13 protein-coding genes are annotated in these 17,592 nt (G+C 43.2%); 12 read left to right on the top strand and 1 reads right to left on the bottom strand.

Annotation, left to right across the window (positions count from 1 at the left end):
- The first annotated feature begins 168 nt into the window (after window positions 1–168).
- The 5 genes from ABXR35_RS07695 (at window position 169) to ABXR35_RS07715 (ending at window position 8,903) form a co-directional block, all read left to right on the top strand.
- Window positions 169–3,336 (top strand): GNAT family N-acetyltransferase, encoded by a 3,168-nt coding sequence (locus ABXR35_RS07695; protein WP_367057744.1) that lies wholly within the window; start codon window positions 169–171, stop codon window positions 3,334–3,336.
- A gap of 32 nt (window positions 3,337–3,368) precedes the next feature.
- Complete coding sequence (locus tag ABXR35_RS07700) at window positions 3,369–4,238, top strand: amidohydrolase family protein (protein ID WP_367061265.1); 870 nt, start codon at window positions 3,369–3,371, stop codon at window positions 4,236–4,238.
- A 331-nt stretch (window positions 4,239–4,569) separates the two neighbouring features.
- Window positions 4,570–5,409, top strand: coding sequence for a BglG family transcription antiterminator LicT (gene licT, locus ABXR35_RS07705; protein WP_367057747.1), 840 nt, complete (start codon window positions 4,570–4,572; stop codon window positions 5,407–5,409).
- A 154-nt stretch (window positions 5,410–5,563) separates the two neighbouring features.
- Complete coding sequence (locus tag ABXR35_RS07710; protein ID WP_367057750.1) at window positions 5,564–7,432, top strand: beta-glucoside-specific PTS transporter subunit IIABC; 1,869 nt, start codon at window positions 5,564–5,566, stop codon at window positions 7,430–7,432.
- A 13-nt stretch (window positions 7,433–7,445) separates the two neighbouring features.
- The gene (locus tag ABXR35_RS07715; RefSeq protein ID WP_367057753.1) at window positions 7,446–8,903 is read left to right on the top strand and encodes a glycoside hydrolase family 1 protein; all 1,458 of its coding nucleotides are present in this window, start codon (window positions 7,446–7,448) and stop codon (window positions 8,901–8,903) included.
- A 142-nt stretch (window positions 8,904–9,045) separates the two neighbouring features.
- Here the strand turns inward: ABXR35_RS07715 and ABXR35_RS07720 are convergent, their stop codons facing one another.
- Window positions 9,046–9,966 carry an AraC family transcriptional regulator gene (locus ABXR35_RS07720; protein ID WP_367057756.1) on the bottom strand — a complete coding sequence of 307 codons (921 nt, stop codon included), beginning with the start codon at window positions 9,964–9,966 and terminating at the stop codon, window positions 9,046–9,048.
- Window positions 9,967–10,183: 217 nt separating this feature from the next.
- On the opposite strand from ABXR35_RS07720, the gene ABXR35_RS07725 reads away from it, so the two are divergent.
- The 7 genes from ABXR35_RS07725 (at window position 10,184) to ABXR35_RS07755 (ending at window position 17,591) form a co-directional block, all read left to right on the top strand.
- The gene (locus tag ABXR35_RS07725; RefSeq protein ID WP_367057759.1) at window positions 10,184–10,903 is read left to right on the top strand and encodes an SDR family oxidoreductase; all 720 of its coding nucleotides are present in this window, start codon (window positions 10,184–10,186) and stop codon (window positions 10,901–10,903) included.
- A 148-nt stretch (window positions 10,904–11,051) separates the two neighbouring features.
- On the top strand, window positions 11,052–11,750 hold the full coding sequence (locus ABXR35_RS07730; RefSeq protein ID WP_367057762.1) for a response regulator transcription factor: 699 nt from the start codon (window positions 11,052–11,054) through the stop codon (window positions 11,748–11,750).
- 2 nt (window positions 11,751–11,752) lie between these two features.
- On the top strand, window positions 11,753–13,219 hold the full coding sequence (locus ABXR35_RS07735; RefSeq protein WP_367061268.1) for an ATP-binding protein: 1,467 nt from the start codon (window positions 11,753–11,755) through the stop codon (window positions 13,217–13,219).
- Window positions 13,216–14,373, top strand: a complete 1,158-nt coding sequence (locus ABXR35_RS07740) for a hypothetical protein (RefSeq protein ID WP_367057765.1) — start codon at window positions 13,216–13,218, stop codon at window positions 14,371–14,373. The genes ABXR35_RS07735 and ABXR35_RS07740 overlap by 4 nt, the downstream gene beginning before the upstream one ends.
- Window positions 14,374–14,620: 247 nt before the next feature.
- The gene (locus ABXR35_RS07745; protein ID WP_367057768.1) at window positions 14,621–15,445 is read left to right on the top strand and encodes an SGNH/GDSL hydrolase family protein; all 825 of its coding nucleotides are present in this window, start codon (window positions 14,621–14,623) and stop codon (window positions 15,443–15,445) included.
- A 44-nt stretch (window positions 15,446–15,489) separates the two neighbouring features.
- Window positions 15,490–15,873, top strand: a complete 384-nt coding sequence (locus ABXR35_RS07750; protein WP_367057771.1) for a hypothetical protein — start codon at window positions 15,490–15,492, stop codon at window positions 15,871–15,873.
- Between the two features lie 332 nt (window positions 15,874–16,205).
- The gene (locus tag ABXR35_RS07755; RefSeq protein ID WP_367057774.1) at window positions 16,206–17,591 is read left to right on the top strand and encodes a hypothetical protein; all 1,386 of its coding nucleotides are present in this window, start codon (window positions 16,206–16,208) and stop codon (window positions 17,589–17,591) included.
- Window position 17,592 lies beyond the last annotated feature (1 nt).

Raw genomic sequence — 17,592 nt, forward strand, 5'->3', positions numbered from 1 at the left:
AGCCACATAGCAACCAAATTACCTCTTCACTCGTCAAGTATCATATAGCATGCTGTTCAGCCACCCATATCTGCGCCCGGATGGTCAGCAGACTATGATATAGTAGCTAGTAGAATCACAGATCGTACCAGCTTCATACTACATAGAATAACGGAGGATTAGACTGCAATGACGATCAATCCCACAGATATTCAAATTGTCGAATACGAACCGCGTTATGCTGCATCCATTGCGGACATGTGGAACGCTAGCCATGAGAGCTGGGGCGGTGACAACGCAATCCAAACGGAACAAATGATTTTGAAGGAACATCACAATAGCGTTCATTTGAATGTGTTTCTGGCAGTGAACCAAGATGAAGTCATCGGATATTGTAGCTTTTCGCATTACAAAGAAGACGCAGGAGCGCTCTATATTGCCCTGCTGAATGTACGCCCAGATTATCACGGGCAAAAGATCGGCAAACGCTTAGTGCTGCGCGCGGTAGAAGAAACGATCACGCTTGGTTGGCCACGTGTGGATCTGTATACATGGCCAGGCAATGTCAAAGCGGTTCCTGCATACAAAAAAGCAGGCTTTTTCTGGGAGCGCCGTGACGATGTTACCCATCTGATCAACCTGATTCCGTCTGTATTGCAAACGCCTGCGGTACAGTCGTATTTTGATCAGATTGACTGGTATAACGATAGTGTACGCGAGATTGCGACACAGCCGGATGGAGAAGGCGAGAACGGGTTCGATTATTTCGTCTATGAATGGCGCAAAGATGACCTGCATCTGCGAATGGAATATGAGCGTACGGGACGAGGGCTGCGCCTGATTGAAACCGACGATTATCTTATTTCCGCTACCATTCCGAAGCAGCATCGTTTGCCGTTTGGCATGAGCTATCCCATACAATACGAGATCGTCAACAAAACAGGTAAGCCGCTGCAAGTAGACATTAACGCCTCAGGCAATGAGCAGGTGGATTATGAGCTGCACCAGTCCGTAACGGTGCAGCAACGCGAAACGATACAAGGCAGCTTTGTATTGAAACCGATTGAGCAGGAACAGAATCCGTTTCAAACCCATCCTGTTGTCGAGGCGGAGCTACTCATTAACGGGCTTGCTGCGGTATTCAAGTTAGGCGTCGAACCGAAATTCCCCGTACGGCTCAAGCTACAGCCGCCGCATCGTACGCTGTATGTTGGCGATCAGGTGGAATTGGAGCTATCGGTCGAGAATGAATACGACACCGAAGAAACGTATCGTATCCGCTGGCCGCAGCATGCGCTGCTCTCGTTTGTTGAGCCAGAGCTGTTGATTACTGTACCCGCACAATCGCGCCGTTCGGTCATGGTTACAGCTCAAGTACTTCAATACGGCATCTGGCATGAGCGTATAACCATTGATAAGGCAAATGGCGATGCAATGATTCATGTGCTGGATCAATACGTCAGTCTCGTCTTGCCACATGTGCAGTCTGCTTTTGGCGGCGAAACAGAGAAAGAATGGGTCGCAGTCAACGGCTTGTGTCATGTGCACTTGAACAAGGAAAGCAACAGCCTCAACGTGTATTATGGCTCGGAGCAGGGCACGGTATTGTTTTATCCGAAGTTTGGTTTGCCGTATAACGATGCGTTTCAGAAGAATCGTCCAGTACGCGTAAGCTTCCGTCAGGAGGACCATATGATCATGGAAGTGGAATACGAGCTGGAGTCGCAACAGCTGCAATTCACTACCGTGATTACACTACAACGCAATGGCATTGTCACGCGGCATCATATCGTACGAAATCAGATGAATGAGCAACGGATAGAACCATTATTTTTAAAAGAAAAATTCGCAATTTCGCTGCATGATAGTGTTATTCCTTATCGCGGCGAGTTTATTCACACATCCAGTGGGCCAGATGCGTCCTCTAGCGATTATTGGCTAGTAGAGGATTGGAGCGAGAACTGGGTGTTTACACAGAAGGATCATTCCGCATGGGGAACCAGTTGGCCGCAACATCTGCCATTGCAGCGCGATCTCTGGCATTATGCGTTGGAGCATCCGCTTGGTGTACTACAGTCAGGCGAAGTGGTAACTACATCCGCGATTACGCTGGCGGGCGGAACATGGAGCCGCTGGCAGGATTTCCGTTCCTTTGCAATTGCTGAGGGTACGAAGGAGTCATTATCGACCTTACCGCCACTGGAACTTGTATTCAACAACGGCAATCCGTTTGTACATGGTGTAGCCGCTCCGATCCAATTAATCGAACACAAAAATGCCGTACTGGATGGCAAAATGCTCGTGGAATCGCAACAAGCACAGAATCATTCGCATACGTCTAACGATGGTAATATGTCAATCCAGCCGCAGCAATTCCACATGCCGCTGGAAGAGCAGTTGCGCCAATACAATGGATCGTGGTCGTTGGAATCCCAACGTTCTGGTGAAGTGGATGTACTGAATATCCATCTCGATATGGATAGCTATGAGCTGAAGCAGCAACGCTTGCTAATTCCGGTTGCGGATCATTCAGTGAACATGCAGATTATCACGGATGAGCATGGTGAGGTTCATAGTGTGAACAATGGCATATTGGAGTTCAAAGCAAGCGAAGCTTTTGCACCGACGATCTTTTCCTTACAATATAAAGGGCAGGAATGGCTAGATTCTTCTTACCCACAGCCCGGTCCCAAATCATGGTGGAACCCGTGGCTGGGCGGATTGTCACTTCAAATTGGTGAAATGTCGCAAGCTAGCATGCTGGAAGAAACACATACATGCTCATTTACAGAAATGCTAGATACAAATGGGAATCGCTGGTCAGGAATTGCCATTGATACAGCTATTCGCAAAAACGCCAAATTCAAAGGCTTGTCTTTGCGCCAATACTATCTCACGTTGCCGGGGGTACCGCTCGTCGCTTCGGTTGTGCGTGTGGATCAGCAAACGGGTACAAGCTTGACTCCACTAAATGTGCGCTACTGGAACTATTACAAGCCGGGAGAAGATATGGCTTCCGGTAAACTGCATGTTCGCAATACAGTGGGTGAAGAATTGGTCTACAAAGCGGGTAAAGTAGAGTATGATGTTCGTGTTCTGAGCGGAACGGCACGCTTGAGTTCCAGTGAACGAAATCATCATTTGTATGCAATCTCTGTGCCGCAGGATGAAGAATGCTGGGGATTTGTCGATGCTGGCAACATGTTGACGGCTGCGGATAATCTGCTATATCTTCATCATGGACAGACCGTGCTGACCCGTCCACAGTTCCATCTATTCACATCGATTGAGCTTGCCGATGAGGCATTGAACGATCTGCGGCGCATTCGTTTTGTATCAGAGGAGCCTACTTCATAACAGCGGGAAAGGAACATTCCATGACACATCCTATGAAGATTATTGATGCACATATTCATTTTTCCGAGATCGAGGCATTTCATGATACAGCGCGCAATTTGGCATCCATCGACTATACGACCGATGGATTATTGGCTGAATTTGCAGCATCGAATATTATTGCAGCAGTGGGAATGGGTGTAACCGAAACGACACCGGGCGCATTCCCAGATGTGAAGGCGACGAATCCGATGCTGCTGGATCTGAATGACGAGATGCCAGACAATGTATTTACCTGTGTCGGTATTAACCCAGAGACGCTGCATGAACCGGGGCAATTGGAAGCATTAGAGCAATCGCTTGCCAATCCGCAGGTGGTTGGTTTCAAGCTGTACGCTGGATATTACCATTACAATGTAGGCGATGCTATTTATGATCCGGTATATGACCTTGCCCGCAAGTATGGTCTACCCATCGTAATTCATGGTGGATTAACTTATGCAGATCAAGGGCTGCTCAAATATTCGCATCCGCTATCTATGGAAGAGACGTTTCTCAAGCATCGCGATATTACGTTTATGCTGTGTCATCTAGGCGATCCGTGGGTGATGGATGCAGCAGCGATGCTGGAAAAGAATCCGAATCTGTATGCTGATCTGTCCGGCTGGATTGTCGGTGATCATGCCAAAGTACAGCGTCTAATGGGTGAACAGACGTATGTCGACCATTTTCGGCGCGCACTTGTCTTTGCGGAAAAGTATGATCGTGTGCTGTTCGGTACTGATTGGCCGCTCGTACCGCTGGATGCGTGGATTGGATTTATCAAAAACCTGATTCCAGAGCCGCATTGGGAGGATGTATTTTACAATAATGCACTGACCGTATTTCCGCGTTTGCGGGAATGGATAGAGCGGCAGGAATAGGAGAAGTACGATTATATTTGTATAGTAATATAACTCTGTAAGCATGCGGTATGGATTCCGCTTAGCTTACAGAGTTTTTGTGTATCCGATCGGCTGAATCATAAGCTGAGATGAATGATTGCATACCAACCCGAACCAAGGAATTGACAAACATATTACTTTACACTAATATGACTCTATAAGAAAATAATGAACGCGATCTGGATTGTTACTGCTTCGGCAGGCAAGACCGATTAATACGAGGCATGATTCGCTTTATTTCATGTAGTCGTCATTATCGGTCTTTTTTATTTCTAAATTTTGTAAACGTTTCATTTTAAAAGGAGATCCCATGAAAATCACACGCATTATTAACAATAATGTCGTCTGCGCAGTGAACGATAGGCGGCAAGAGATGATGCTTCTCGGGAGTGGCATCGGTTTTCAAAAGAAGAAGGGAGACGATGTAGAGACAGGGAAAATTGAAAAAGAATTCTTCCTCAAATCTAAAAATGTAACCGGTAAATTGTATGCTCTACTCGCGCAAATCCCGATGGAATATATTCGTGTGTCAGACAGTATCATTCAATATGCCAAAGAAACGCTCCATAAAGAATTGAATGAGAATATATATTTAACGTTAACCGATCATATTAACTTTGCAGTAGCTCGCTATAAGCAAGGGATGAATTTTAACAATGCGTTATTGTCTGAAATTAAAGCGTTCTATTCCAATGAATTCCGAGTTGCCTTGAAAGCGTTAGACATGATTAATCAGGAATTCGATATTGCTCTGCCAGAAGATGAAGCAGGTTTTATCGCTCTGCATATTGTAAATGCCGAACTCGGTTCTGAAATGGAAGAGACGATGCGGATTACGCAATTTATACAGAAGGTACTAAATATTATTCGTTATCAATTTAAGATTAACTTCAATGAAAGCTCCATTCATTATTCCAGATTGACTACTCACTTAAAATTCTTTGCATATCGCTTGTTTAATAATACGGTTGTGAAGCATAATGATAGTGATTTTCTCCATATTATCAAAGCGAAATACGCCAAAGAATATGAATGTAGTCTCCGTATCGCCACATTGATTCGAGTGGATTACGGCAAAGAATTAACCGAGGATGAACTGGTCTATTTGACCGTTCATATCAAGCGAGTCATTGATGAAGAAACAGATTGATCCATGTATCGTGAATTATCTCATAATGAATAGACTAGGATTGTTACTGGTGAAGCAGGCAAGACCTAGAGCCCGATCGTGTATAGAGCACATCTATATGCGATCGGACTCTAGGTCTTTTTTTATATCAAAATTGTTCAAAGGGGAACCGTCCATGAAACATGAGAACACAGCCGCCGAGGTTTTAAAGCTCGTTGGTGGAGAAAAGAATATAGACAGTGTCACGCATTGTGCTACCCGACTTCGGTTTAATTTGAAAGACGAGGCTGTTGCCAATGGCGAAGCAATCAAAAATGTGCCTGGTGTGATGGGTGTTGCCAGTAGTGGTGGGCAGTATCAAGTCATCATTGGTAACGAAGTAAATAATGTGTACAAGGCATTAACCCAGCTCGGTAATTTCAGTAACCAGCAATCTGATGTACCCACAGTGAAAAAAGGGAGATTCACTACGATTCTGGATACGATTGCTGGTATCTTCACACCGATCCTGCCAGCAATGATCGGTTGTGCGATGATCAAAGCGGTTTTACTTATTTTGAAAACATTCCATCTCGTCGATCTAGATGGTCAATTCAATACGATTATGACCTTTATCGGGGATGCTGCTTATTACTTCTTACCGATACTGCTTGCTTGGAGTGCAGCAGTTAAGTTGAAAGCGAATGTCGGTTTGTCGTTAACGGTTGCTGGTATTTTGCTACATCCTAGCTTTCTGGCATTGATGTCCACAGGGAAGCCTATAAGCTTTCTAGGATTACCTGTCACGCCAGCGACGTATTCATCGTCGGTTATTCCGATTATTTTGGCAGTATGGATTCTCTCGTATGTAGAGCGCTTTGCTGAGAAATATTCCCCGTCAGTGGTTAAGTCGATACTTAAGCCGTTGATTATTTTGATCGTCATGGCTCCGTTAACACTGATTGTGTTAGGTCCGCTTGGTGCGATTGCAGGTAACTATCTGGCAGCAGGCGTAGGTTACATCAATACGCATGTCGGCTGGTTATTGTCTGGTGTGATCGGGGGTGCATTCCCATTCCTCATCATGACGGGTATGCATTACAGTCTCGGACCCGTTGTACTTACCGCCTATGCTCAGACTCAAAAAGATAGCATCGTTGGTCCGGGTATGCTCGTACACAATATCGGACAAGGTGCAGCAGCACTCGCTGTCGCTCTGCGAACCAAAAATAAAGCGTTCAAGCAAGTTGCTTTCTCTACTAGCGTTACTGCACTACTCGGTATTACGGAACCTGCCTTATTCGGGGTCAACCTACGCTTGAAAAAGCCATTAATCGCGGTCATCATCGGGGGAGCGGTCGGAGGAATCTATGTTGGATTGTTTGGAGTGGGTAGATCTGCTTTAGGCATCGCGGGACTGGCTACACTACCTGCATTCATTACGGAAAACCCATGGAATCTGGTGCATGCAGCAATTGGCTGTGTGATCAGCTTTGTTGTTACTTTTATCATGACGCTAATCTTGGGGTTTGAAGATATACCAGAAGATACAAGTGATCAAGCAACACAAGGCAAATCGCCCGCTAACGCTGGAGTACCTGTTGAGTCGGTATCTGATCGTGTGCTGGTTGCACCATTATCCGGTAGAGTACTAGAGTTATCTACGATTAAGGATGAAGCCTTTGCTTCCGGTGCGATGGGCAAAGGGGTAGCGATTGAGCCGACGGAAGGCAAACTTATTTCACCTGTCGATGGTGTAATATCTGCTGTATTCCCGACTTCTCATGCGATTGGGATCAGCTCAAGTGGGGGAGCGGAGCTGCTTATTCATGTAGGTATGAATACAGTAAAGCTCAAAGGCGAGCATTTTGTTGCACATGTACAAGAAGGAGACGTCGTCAAAGCGGGCGACCTACTTCTTGAATTCGATATGGATGCGATTGCATCCAAAGGCTATGACCTTACGACGCCGATTATTGTGACGAATTCCGATGCTTTTGCAGATGTCATTAGCACGGATAAGCCTTCAATTGCTATGGGAGAGAAACTAATCCAAATCATTTAAGGAGGAAATATCTATGAATCACGACAATGTACATGTATTCCCAGAACACTTTATGTGGGGTGGCGCGACGGCTGCCAATCAATATGAAGGTGCATGGAATGTAGATGGTAAGAAAGCAAGTACTGCCGATATGATGACAGGTGGAAGTCATACCGTTCCGAGACGTATCACACGCGAGATTCAAGAGGGTGTACATTATCCTTCTCACGAAGCAGTAGACTTCTATCATCATTATGAAGAAGATATTCGTTTGTTCGCTGAAATGGGTTTCCGTTGTTACCGAATGTCAATCGCTTGGTCAAGAATCTTCCCGAATGGCGATGAGATGGAGCCGAATGAAGCGGGGCTTCAATTTTATGATCGAGTATTCGCTGAATTGAAAAAGTACAATATCGAACCCATTGTCACCATCTCGCATTATGAAGCGCCCTTTGGCTTAACGGAGAAGTTCAACGCATGGGCTTCCCGAGAGATGATCGACTGCTATGTTCGTTATTGCGAAGCGATCTTTAACCGATATCGGGATGTCGTTACGTACTGGATTACGTTTAACGAGATCAATAGTCTGATCGTACCTGCTGGTGCATATTTGGCTGGAGCACTGCTGGTGGATGATAGCGGAGTATTCAACAGTACTGCTGTGGATAGCACTCAGATGAGATTCCAAGCGCTGCATCATCAGTTTGTAGCTAGTGCCAAAGCGGTCAAGCTCGCACACGAGATCAATCCTGACTTCAAGCTTGGCTGTATGATTAACTATAGCCATGGCTATGGCAGTACATGTAAGCCAGAAGATATGTTACAAGCACTGCGTATGGATCAGGTGAACAATATGCTGAGTAGTGATGTACAGGTACGAGGGGAGTATCCTGACTTTGCGAAGAGATATTTTGCAGAGAAGGGGATTGAGATTCAGATGACGGAAGATGACGAAGCTACGCTCAAGCAAGGCTGTGTTGATTTCTATAGCTTCAGCTATTACAAGTCCCACGTCGTAGGTACTCGCCCTGAGGGAGATGAGACACAAGGGAATGTATTTGGTGGCTATAAGAATCCATATTTGAAAGCAACGGATTGGGGCTGGCAGATTGATTCGGTTGGGCTGCGGTATGTGCTCAATCATGTGTATGATCGTTACCGGATTCCCATCATGATCGTCGAAAATGGTCTGGGTGCTGTCGATGTCATTGAACCGGATGGCACGATCAATGATACGTATCGGATCGAATTCCTGCGTGCACATATTGAACAGATGAGAGAAGCGGTACGTGATGGTGTAAACCTGATTGCGTATACGTCATGGGGCTGTATTGATATTGTGAGTGCTTCGACGGGAGAGATGAGCAAGCGCTATGGCTTCATCCACGTAGATAAGGACAATGAAGGTAAGGGAACACTAAAGAGAAGTAAGAAGAATAGCTTCTATTGGTATCAAAAGGTGATTAAGTCTAATGGCGCCGATCTAGGCTAAGATTCAAAACAAAGAGAGCAGGAGGATTCAATACAATTCACCTGCTCTCACCTATACAATCAATATAGAAAATAGATACAGAATAAAATGAAAAGCTGCTGAAATAGCGGCTTTTTTGTACATAGAGGAATGTATATTAGCTCTATTCATAGTGCTGCTTGATCAAGAATTCGGCTTGTTGCTTACTATCGCTTTTGGGCGGTAGTCCGAACATACGCGCATACTCTCGGCTAAACTGGGATGGGCTCTCATAGCCGACTTGAAATCCGGCTTCTGCTGCATCTATTGGGGAACCCAGTAACAGACGACGCGCAGTTTGCAATCTGATTGTTTTCTGATATTGAATCGGGCTCATTGCAGTTGCTTGCTTGAAATATTTATGCAGCGTCGCAGCGCTCATATGCACTTCCTTTGCCATCTGAGAAATGTTGAGCGGTTGGTCATAATGCTGATTGATATGATCGACAACCTGTAGGATCCGGTTGATATAACTTCCAGTCACAGCATAATATGCAAAAATTGCTCCTTGCTCCCCTTGTAGAACGCGATACAGAATTTCGCGGATAATTAACGGCGCTAGCGTATCAATATCTGTAGGATGATCCAGTAAGCGAAGAAGACGACTAGCAGCATCAAGTACATCGCTAGTCATAGAGTCGATAAATAGCCCTCCATCATGCTGTATCATCGCGGGCTCTGGTCGCGGTTTAACAAGGTCTAAAATCATATCCATATCAAAATCTAATTGAAGGCTAAGATAAGGCTTCTGAATCGAAGCTTCCTCAATTCTTCCGATAACCGGCAAATGAACGGGATTGACGAGATAATGCAGCGGGTCATAGTGATAAGTCTGGTTGGCTAGTGTTACCGTCTTAGACCCTTGGGCAATAATATAAAGGGAAGGAGAAGCGATGGAGTGTACAGGCTGTGTAATCTGGGTTGTATGTCGTAAACGAACACCTGAAATCATTGTCTCGTATACACCGTCCTCAGGTGCATGGCGTAGCATTATGCAAACCAATTCGTGCAATCGCATATCTATATCTGCATAGGATGATATCATAGTGAGCTCCTTTATTTTGCGAACTAGATGTTTGTATCATTTTATTGTAACGGAAGAGGTAAGGCAACTCGTGATAGGCTCGTCCATGTGATGCAGAGGAATAGGCAATGATCGTTTTGGAATGTTCTACTGTATGAGAGATGTATTCATGTAAGCTGAAATCAACCCATTCCATCTAAACACATACACTGAGCGAGAAGAAAGCGAGGATGTTAACATGAGTACACATTCCAAAGTGGTTATTGTTACAGGAGCTAGTAGTGGTATCGGTAAAGCGACTGCTCTTTTGTTAGCTGAAAAAGGAGCGAAGCTTGTTTTAGGCGCAAGAGGAGAAACAAAGCTTGCACAATTGAATAAGCAGATCAACGACTCTGGTGGAGAATCCATCTACGGTATCACAGATGTATCAAAACGTGAGGATGTAGCAAGATTGGTGCAAATGGCTGTCGAGCATTATGGACGATTGGATGTATTGATTAACAATGCTGGTGTAATGCCTATTTCCCCTTTGGATGCACTCAAAGTAGACGACTGGGAAGCGATGATCGATATTAATATTAAAGGCGTATTGTACGGAATCGCTGAAGCACTACCTGTTTTCCGCAGTCAAGCATCCGGGCATTTTATCAATATCGCCTCAACAGCTGCCCATCGAGTCGTACCGAATCAATCGGTATATGCAGGGACGAAGTTTGCGGTGCGCGCGATCTCCGAAGGGTTGAGACAAGAGGCGGGAGATAAGCTACGTGTTACGATCATCTCTCCGGGGATGACACGGACAGAATATGTAGAGAGTGCGACAGACCCGGTTGTTCGCTCGAATGTAGAGATAGCGATGCCGCCGAGAGCTGTAGCGGATGCAATTGCCTTTGCCATTGAACAAGCGGAGCAGGTAGATGTGAGTGAGATCGTGATCCGACCTACTGCGCAAGCGTGAATCTATGGATGGTGCACAAACTCTCATCCAAGATTATGAATATATTGTAGTGATTTAATGACAATCTGTATTTGCTTGTTTGCAGGCTGACCGTTAACATATGAACGATGTTTACAATACCGGATCAGAGGTAGAGAAGAGGATTGTCATGAACAAAGCCAAAATTTTGATTATCGAAGATGATGCACCCATTGCTGATTTGCTGTCTTACGGATTGACGATGGAAGGATTCCAGACGCGTACAGCTTCTAGTGGAGCAATAGGGATGAGCGAGATTCAAGCATTTCAGCCGGATTTGCTGCTACTGGATTGGATGCTGCCCGATCAGAGTGGTCTAGACATTTGCAAAAAAGTCACTGCTCACTATAACCTTCCGATCTGCATGATTACCGCCAAATCCGATATTACCGATAAAATTCTCGGTCTTGAATTCGGAGCGGATGATTATATTACTAAGCCATTTGATCTGCGTGAGGTCGTGGCGCGCATCCGCACGATTTTACGTCGGGTGGAGCAGGCTAGTGATTCTATACGGCAGGAGTCACTACCTGTCGTTATCCGTTTTCGCCATTTGGAAGTCATCGAAGACGAGCGGCTGGTCAAAAATGCGGGGGAACCAGTCGAGCTTACACCGAAGGAATACGATCTGCTGATAATGCTACTCAAAAATCAGGGCAAAACCTTTACCCGTTCTGACTTGCTTGATCTCGTATGGGGGTACCATTTTGTCGGCGATACCCGTACCGTGGATACGCATATTCAGCGGCTTCGCAAAAAGCTGGATGCTACTGATTGCATTACGACCGTTTTCGGCATCGGTTATAAGTTTGAGAAGACGGGTGGATAATGATGGTACGCAAAATCAGTATCAAATTCCTGATCGGATTTCTCCTGATCTTTTCATTATCTTTTGTTGTGCTAAATCAGACGGTGAAAGAATTCATTCGCAACAGCAATCAGAGTCTAGTCACGAATGAGCTAGAAGGGTTGAAAAACAATAGCAATGGCTATGTGCGGCAGGCATTTCTAATCAATCACTATAGCAGCAATCAGCTGTATTTCGGTGAGATTGCCAAAGAAATCGCAGTAGATCTGAACCGGATGACAGATAGCGGTATCGGCATTTATAACTTGAATGGTAAGCTGCTCTACGCATCGGATACTACGGTTTTCCCCGTCAATATGCAAAGTGATCTCGAGCAAGCCATTGGTGGTAATACAGCATACAGCATTACGTATAATGGCAAATATACAACGGTTCTGTTCTCATATCCGGTCATTATCGACGGCGCAAAGGTCGGGATTTTGCGTTTTTACAAAGACTTTAGCGCATTATATCGACAAACTGGTCAAGTGCTGCAAATTACACTCTATATCGCGCTCGCTATCTTTGCAGCAGCATTTCTATTCTCGTACATTCTATCAAGGCATATTACGATTCCACTCACTCGGCTGACCGAGGCTTCGACTGAAGTGAAGAACGGCAATCTGGACGTGCGACTGCATGTTAAGCGCAAGGATGAGATTGGCAAGCTGGCAGACAATTTTAATGATATGATCGACCAGATTAGTCGCCAGATTCATATTATCGAAAAAGATCGAGATCACCTCAAGCAGCTGCATGAGCAGGAAAAGCACTTTTTTGACAATATTACACACGAGCTCAAAACACCGCTGACCTCGATTCTCGGATACGCGGAGATCATTCGCAAGAATGGTGAGAAGGACCCGATATTTTTTGATAAAGGTATGAATCATATTATCGAGGAAAGTCGGCGGCTGCACGATATGGTATTGAAGCTGCTGGAAGTCTCTCGCAACCAAAATGCTATTCACGAATGGCAGCCAGTAGACGTGGGACCGATTTTGCTGGATGTCTGCGAGTCCATGACAATGCGCGCCCAGCGTTACAACAAGCAAATTCATTGCGACATCAGCGACAATCTCATACTGCTTGGCGACGGTGATCGGATGAGGCAGCTGTTTATCAACTTGGTCGACAATGCGATCAAATACAGCCTGCCTTGCTCTACCGTCTCGGTCAAAGGGCAGCGAGATCATGACCGCATTTGTTTACTCTTCAGCAATCCCAGCGATCCCATCGACGGCAAATATTTGTCGCGATTATTCCAACCCTTTTATCTCGCCCATGCCGGAAGTGCGGAAGAGGGAAGTGTGGGGCTAGGGCTTAGCATTGTGAAGTCGATTGTGCAGCAGCTCGAAGGTACGGTTCACATCGCTAATGATCACCATGAGACAATTGTCACTTTGGAATTCCCTGCTTGGGTCGGAATGGAAAAGGAGGGGGCGTTATGAGAGTTCGAACTATGATGCTATCCATTCTGATCCTGCTGTTGACGATGATACTAGCTGCATGTAATACAGCACCCAAGACAGAGGTAGTCATCATTCCAGATAATAACGAAGCTCCAATGGTCGATCCAGCATCCAAGCCTGTACAGGTCAAAACAATCTATCGGCTACCTGGACATTTTTCCAACGCCGGTCACTTGCTGGGCTGGTCTGCTCATGATGAAGTTATATCTGCAATGAATTTTATGTCTGTGCTGGAACAAGGTACGTTAGAACAGATGGCATATCCGTTTGAAAAAAGTACACCTAACACTGTCGTTGGTCATATCAACTACAATACCTTCCTATCGCCGGATGGTAATTTCTTTTGCGAAACACTCAATACCTCTAACCAAACGGTATTGAAGCTTGTATCTATGCAGGATGGCAAAAAGACTGTGCTGACACAATTGAATGACTCTAGCACATATATCCAAAATGTATCGTGGTCACCGAATAGCAAATACGTCAGTTATCTGGTGGATCGACCTGCTTTTAATGCGAATGAGAAACCTAGCGCGGTTCTGCATATTTACAATATGGAGAATCATCTGGATAGTAGCTATTCGCTGACTCTGTTTACGGCGCAAGACTCCATATTCCATGTGGACATTGCGAATAATGGTACTAGCATTTTGATGCAGTCGTATCAGTCGAGTCATGGTCAAAAGAAGGTACTGACCATGGCAGAAGCATCGAATAAAAAGCTGGATGTGAAGTATGAGCGTAAGATTGGTGGGGATGATGTGAGCTGGATTACTAACGATCAGTTTGTCTTTATCGGCTCTGACCAATCGTTGTATGAATACGACCGACGTAACGGGGAGTTATCCGTCCTTCTGGATCATGTACAGGGCTTTGAATTTTCCCCAGATCGTAAAAGTGTCGTATACACCTCATTGCAGGATCAGAATATAGTATTTGTTGGCAAAATGCAGGGCAGAAATGTGCTGTATCGCGAGCCGATCTATCGCGGGATGCTACCTTACAATATGTTCTGGAATCAGGATAGTAAAAGCTTACTTATTCAAGGCTCCAAGCCGTGGAATCCTGCGCAGACCTCTTCTGCTTCCTCGGACGGCTATGCAGATGAGGCATTGGTTATTGAGTTAGAGTAGTGTAGGATAGATCGGAATCAAATAAATAATTTACTCCATCATTTTTTCCACACATCGCTGATAGATCATACGATCATCACAAAAGCATGATGAAAAACCCTGCTTGGGCAATACACGCCATAGCAGGGTTTTTCTATGTTAGACAACCGCTGTGACAATTTGTTTACAAGTTCATCAAACTTTGGCGACAACTGTTCGGCATAATGAAGACATCAAGAACAACACATACAGAAAAGGAATGGATGCTATGCATAGAAAACATACATGGATCGCAAATGCACTTTGGGGAGTGGTGGCAATCGTTATCGCTAGCGGCGTGATCTGGCTATTCAACTCACAGGAACAAAAACAAGCCTTTGGCGATAATTCGGCAGTTTACAATGCCGACGCTGTACCTGCTGTATATCAACAGCCGTCTGCGGATCGAGAACAACCTACCAATCTTCAACAACCAGCCGACTCGTCGGTTATGAATGGTCAAAATAACAATACTACCAATAGCGAACAAAGCAACGATGCTAACAATAACGACTCAACACAGCCAACATCAATAGCCGGAAATCATGAAAATAGTCCAAAAGGTTCATCCTCCACATCTGTACCGGATGGCACTGGCGTGAGTATGATCGGCGACTCTGTCACGGTAGGTGTCGCACCATATTTGCAAGAACAACTGCCTAATATGACCATCGACGGCAAAGTGAGTCGTCAAATGTCACAAGCAGATGATGTCATCAATAATCTGGTTGCTGCTGGTAAGCTGGGTGATCATGTTATTATCGAGCTTGGCACTAACGGTCCATTCAGTTCGGATCAATTACGAAGTGTTCTACAATCCTTGTCCAGCGTGAAGCAAGTATTGCTCGTAACGGCGCGAGTGCCGAAACCTTGGCAGGATACAGTGAATGATACGATGACTCAAGTGGGACGTGAGTTTTCCAATGTTCAGATCGTAGACTGGTATGGAGCAAGCGCAGGTAAGGATCAGTACTTTTACAATGACGGTGTGCATCTGAAGCCGGATGGCAGCCGATACTATACATCGCTTCTGGTCGCTGCGCTGAAGAAATAAAACTTGCAGCGCTCCAGCTGACGCGTGACAGGGAGTAGACGGACATGACGGAACAGGAACAAAGCAGGCAACGAAGAAAAACCAGATGGATGATCGGATTATTGAGTGCAGTTACCATCGGGCTTGTCGTATGGTATTCCATCTTCTTATTTGACCAAATTGAAATGTTGAATCAGAATAGAGGTGATTCTGTATTTGTACAGGTGACACCGGGTGTGAATGGTTCACAGGTGTATAACGGAGATCGAGATAACTCGGCGGCGTATGATGAAGGTGATACATCGTTATCGCTAAACGAGAATCAGGCATCATGGTATAACGGTGTGATTCCTAATGCGCCTAATCAGTTAGAAAAGCCGCTGCATAGCCGTTCGTTTATCCAAGCGCTGTACGAGTGGAGCCGTTTGAAATTGAGTGATTCTCGTTAATATGATAGATAGAATTAACATAAGCCATTATTTTATAAAGCAATAATAAAAGACGTTTGCATACTGTATTATCCAGTGCAAATGTCTTTTATTATTATATACATTTTTTGAATTATGAAATGTCCTACTTTATCGTATGTTTTAGATATATTTTCAAATCCCATTAGCTATTTTATATTTGTTATTTTTAACTTAATATGAATAATCAACTGTTTATTCCTAATATATTTTATAGTTCTATAATACTAGCTAATATATTAATAATATGTTTAAATGGTAAAGTATACCTAGTTGGGATATAAGGGGAGTCAAACAATAAAGGAGCGATACGAGTGAACGAAATTGATCTTTATGTAGACTTACTAGATGATAAGAGTTCTAGTGAAATACTTAAAGGATTGAAAGAAACAGTGCCTGGATTTAGTAGAAACCCTTCTTTACAACAAAAAAAAAATTATCTTCGCAATGTTTTTAAGGGGCAAGCCAACAATAGAAATAATAGGAAAAGCAATATTTTTTATTCTCATTTGATAAGTTATAAGAATCCCAAAAATGATGAAATGTTTGGAGAATTAAGTGCAAAAGATATCAGTATTCTATTTTCGACTTCAGATAACATACCTGAGTATGTGAAATTAGGAATAAGTTTAGTTTATCACCCGGAATTGATAAACGAAGAGTTAGAAAATTTAATTGAAAATCATAAAAATAAAAAGCCATTATTTTATTATCAACATCATTTTGAAGATGATGAAATGGCTGAAAAATATCTTAGAAAAAATGCTTCATTTATTACTGAGGAAAAAGTAGAAAATTTATTGAATATTTTAAAAGACTATTTTGAAGAAAAAGAAATAAAAGAGATAAATGATTTAAAAATAGATTTTGAATCTCTCGATCTTTACCAGTTTATGAATAACAAGGAAATCCTTCTTTCAAAATTCCCAAGAGAAACTGTATATTACGCTTATGCTTCTGTCCAAAAAAAAATGTCGGAAGATATTAGATTAGGAATGGTATTAGATGTATTCAATACTTTGTTAGAAAAGAAAGATGAGTCTCTAAAAGCTAAACAATTTTTGATAAACGAATTTAAACAAGAAGAACTTAATTTTGAAAATTTAAATGTAGTAAATGAACATTTAAAAGAAGAAATTAAACAATGTAAGCAAAAAAAATCTAAAGAATATGAAGAACTATTGAATAGTCTTAAAAAAAGTGAAAAATCAAATCTACTAATAATTGAAAATCAAAATAAAGAACTGAATAATAATCAAATTAAATACAACAAAGTTCTAGAAGATTTAAAAATAAAACAAAAAAATGAAATTAAAGAATTCAAAAAAAATTTACTAGAAACTAAAAAAAGTCTTCTTCAAAAAGAACAAGATCTTGCTCTGTTAGAAAATGAATTCAATGATAGTAGTATAATCGATGAATTTGCTATTGTATGTATTGAGAACAAAACTATAATACAAAAAATATTTCCAGAAATCACTAGCGTCTCAACAAATGATTGGAACAAAAAGCGGAATGGATTAAAAAATTTTAAACTTATTTATTTTCAAAGAGAAGGTATTGATAGTGCTCTTATATATAATATACAGGATTTTTGTGCAAAAAATGAAATAGAACCTGTATTTTTTAATGCTAGAAATACTAAAGAAATTATAGAAACAATCTCTTATTATAAATTTAAAAGTAGAGAGGGAAATTAAA

The sequence above is a fragment of the Paenibacillus sp. JQZ6Y-1 genome (assembly GCF_040719145.1).
Classification (GTDB): Bacteria; Bacillota; Bacilli; order Paenibacillales; family Paenibacillaceae; genus Saccharibacillus; species Saccharibacillus kandeliae.